Below are 2,726 nucleotides of genomic sequence, written 5' to 3'. Positions count from 1 at the left end.
GGCGGGCGGGGCCGCCGAGCCGGACGAGCGCGACCTCGGTGTCCTCGGCGGAGCCGGGTCCGGCGGCGGAGCCGAGGTCGGCGGCGGCGGACGCACGGTCCGCGCGCGCCATGCGGAAGGCCGCCAACGCGGCGGCCTCTCCGGGGAGTTCCGTGCTGTTCAGCGAGGGTTCGGCGGTCAGCGCCTCAAGTGTCTTGGCGAGCCGTTCGGCCTGGTCCCGGTCGGCCGGGTCGACGGCCTCCAGCGACTCTCCGCGCAGCAACCGCTCCGCCGTTTCGCGGTCCAGCCACCTGTACTGCTCGTCGGCCATCACACATCCTTCTGCGTCCGCGCACGCAGATGCGTCACACTGGCGGACGTCACGGCGCGACCACGCGGTTCCCGCTGGGGAGGCAGGGCGTCGAGGACGCCGGACGATTCCGGATCGTCCCCGAGGAGTTCGGCGAGCCGCTTCAGACCGCGGTGCGCCGCCGTGCGGACGGCACCGGGACGCTTGCCCAGCGTAGCCGCGGCCGTCTTGGCGTCCAGGCCCACGACCACCCGCAGCACGACCGCCTCGGCCTGGTCCTGCGGCAGCCGGGCGATGAGGGACAGGGTGCCGTCGGTGGCCAGGGCCTCCATGGCCTCACCGGCCGTGTCCGACTCCGCGGCCCGGCCGGTCAGTTCCGTCTCGTCGCCGCCTGTCGCGGGGCGGCGGCCCCGCATCCGTATGTGGTCCAGGGCGCGGTTGCGGGCTATCCGGGCGGCCCAGCCGCGAAAGCGGTCCGCGTCCCCGCTGAACCGCTCCAGGTCGCGCGCTATCTGCAGCCACGCCTCCGAGGCGACGTCCTCGGCGTCCGGGTCGCCGACCAGTGTCCGCACGTATCCGAGCAGCCGCGGGTGCACGGATCGGTACACAGTCCGGAACGCGGTCTCGTTCCCGTCCTGTGCCGCAAGCACCGCGGCGGTCAGCTCCGCGTCGTCCCCCAGCACTGGATACCTCAATTGATGGTTGCGGTGCCAAGACCGCAGGTCGTTGCGGTGGTCTTACACCCTCCGCGTCCGGCGCGAAAGGCACGTTACGGCGTGAAACCACTGCACGTCCATGTCTGTACAACGCGCAACTACCCGGCATGCGGCTCGTCCCGCACGGGTGTGACAGAAAACGCAGTCATGGCGCTGTAGGAGATACGGGCCGCCGCGCGGCCCGTGCCGCGCGACGGCCGGGGCCTCTCCTGTGGGGGGTGGCGGCCCCGGCCGTCTCCGCGGTGTCCAGCCCTCCGACCTGCGGCGGTGCGCCTGCCGTGAACGGCGCGTCCGGCACCCGCGCGGGGCCCTCACTGTCAGTCGAGGACCGCGGTGGCTTCGATCTCGACCAGATGCCCGGGGACGTCCAGGGCCGCGACACCCAGCAGCGTGGCCGGCGGGACCGGGGTGATGCCCAGCTTCGCGGACGCCCGGGAGATGCCCTCCAGGAGTGGGGGCATCTTGTCGGGGGTCCAGTCGACGACGTAGAAGGTCAGTCTCGCCACGTCGCCGAAGGAGCCGCCGGCCTCGGCCAGCGCGGTGCCGATGTTGAGGTAGCACTGCTCGACCTGCGCGGCGAGGTCGCCCTCACCGACCGTGACCCCCTCGGCGTCCCAGGCGACCTGGCCGGCGACGAAGACCAGCCTCGACCCCGTCGCGATCGACACCTGCCGGTAGGCGTCGATCTCGGGCAGCCCACTCGGGTTCACCAGGTTGACGGCCATACTGCCTGCCTCCTCGTCCTGGGCGCCGACGGGCTCGTGTCCGCCCCGCCAAGGCGCCTTCCGGTCTCTTGTGGTTACTGGGAAACCGTAGGAGAGTGTGCGCTGACATGGAAGAACGCACTTTCCAGTGACTGGGGAACCTGATGGTGACCAAGCAGATCAAGGGCCCGTCCGAGGAGGCTGACCTCAGGCGCGCGGACTCACTGGCGCGAGAGATCTTCTCCGACGTCGCCAACAAGTGGGCGTTCCTGATCATCGAGACCCTCGGTGAACGCACCCTGCGCTTCAGCGAACTGCGGAACGAGGTCGAGGGCATCAGCCACAAGATGCTCACCCAGAACCTGCGCATGCTGGAGCGCAACGGACTGGTCGAGAGAGACGTGCATCCCACCGTCCCGCCGCGTGTCGAGTACACCCTCACCGAGCCGGGCCGGGGCCTGCGCGCGACCGTCGACGGAATGTGCGACTGGACGCACCGCCACTTCGGGCACATCGAGGCCGCCCGCCACCGCTTCGACGCCTGACACCTGCCGCCCGCCACCGCTTCGACGCCTGACACCTGCCGCCCGACTCCGACTGCTGAAGCGACCGCGCGGTACGCCTCCCCGCCGGTCACCGTGCGCGTACGCTGACATCCTGTGCGCGTGCGAAGTCGCGGCACCGGCGCGGTCAGTTCTTCTTCTCCGCGCCCCGGTCCGGCCGGCTTCCGCCGCCGCGGTTCCGGGCGGGAGCGTTTTCGCCGGCCTTGCCGTTCGCGGCCGCGGGGCCTCGGCCGGGGGTGTTTCCCTCCGCCGCGCGGGCCGGCCCGCCCCCCGGTTTCCCCCGCCGGCCGGCGCAGTACGCGGCCACCTTGTCCGGGCCGCCCGCCGCGGCGACGAGCCGCCGCCAGGCCGTCGAGTCGGCCGCTCTGCCCCGGCCCTCGATCCGGTCCCAGGCACGGCACTCGGCCTCGGTGTCCCGGGCCGCGGGCGGGCGGACGGGCGGGTCGGCCGGGCG

At 72.5% G+C, this 2,726-nt stretch carries 3 protein-coding genes and 2 pseudogenes; 1 reads left to right on the top strand and 4 read right to left on the bottom strand.

From position 1 onward, the window contains the following. The 3 genes and pseudogenes from SZN_RS36565 to SZN_RS36555 all read right to left on the bottom strand — a co-directional run. Positions 1 to 310: pseudogene (locus tag SZN_RS36565) on the bottom strand (hypothetical protein); the annotation flags it as partial. Next, complete coding sequence (locus tag SZN_RS36560) at positions 310 to 972, bottom strand: RNA polymerase sigma factor (protein WP_007505755.1); 663 nt, start codon at positions 970 to 972, stop codon at positions 310 to 312. The gene SZN_RS36560 and the pseudogene SZN_RS36565, both read right to left, overlap by 1 nt. 350 nt (positions 973 to 1,322) lie before the next feature. Beyond that, on the bottom strand, positions 1,323 to 1,730 hold the full coding sequence (locus SZN_RS36555; RefSeq protein ID WP_007505753.1) for a RidA family protein: 408 nt from the start codon (positions 1,728 to 1,730) through the stop codon (positions 1,323 to 1,325). A gap of 143 nt (positions 1,731 to 1,873) precedes the next feature. Between SZN_RS36555 and SZN_RS36550 the strand changes: the two genes are divergently transcribed. Next, positions 1,874 to 2,254 (top strand): winged helix-turn-helix transcriptional regulator, encoded by a 381-nt coding sequence (locus SZN_RS36550; protein WP_007505751.1) that lies wholly within the window; start codon positions 1,874 to 1,876, stop codon positions 2,252 to 2,254. Between the two features lie 145 nt (positions 2,255 to 2,399). Here the strand turns inward: SZN_RS36550 and SZN_RS42105 are convergent. Further along, positions 2,400 to 2,726, bottom strand: a pseudogene (locus SZN_RS42105) (hypothetical protein); the annotation flags it as partial.

This window comes from Streptomyces zinciresistens K42, from assembly GCF_000225525.1.
GTDB classification, from domain to species: domain Bacteria; phylum Actinomycetota; class Actinomycetes; order Streptomycetales; family Streptomycetaceae; genus Streptomyces; species Streptomyces zinciresistens.
The sequence above is the reverse complement of the archived record's forward strand: the minus strand, read 5'-3'. Positions and strand labels throughout refer to the sequence as shown.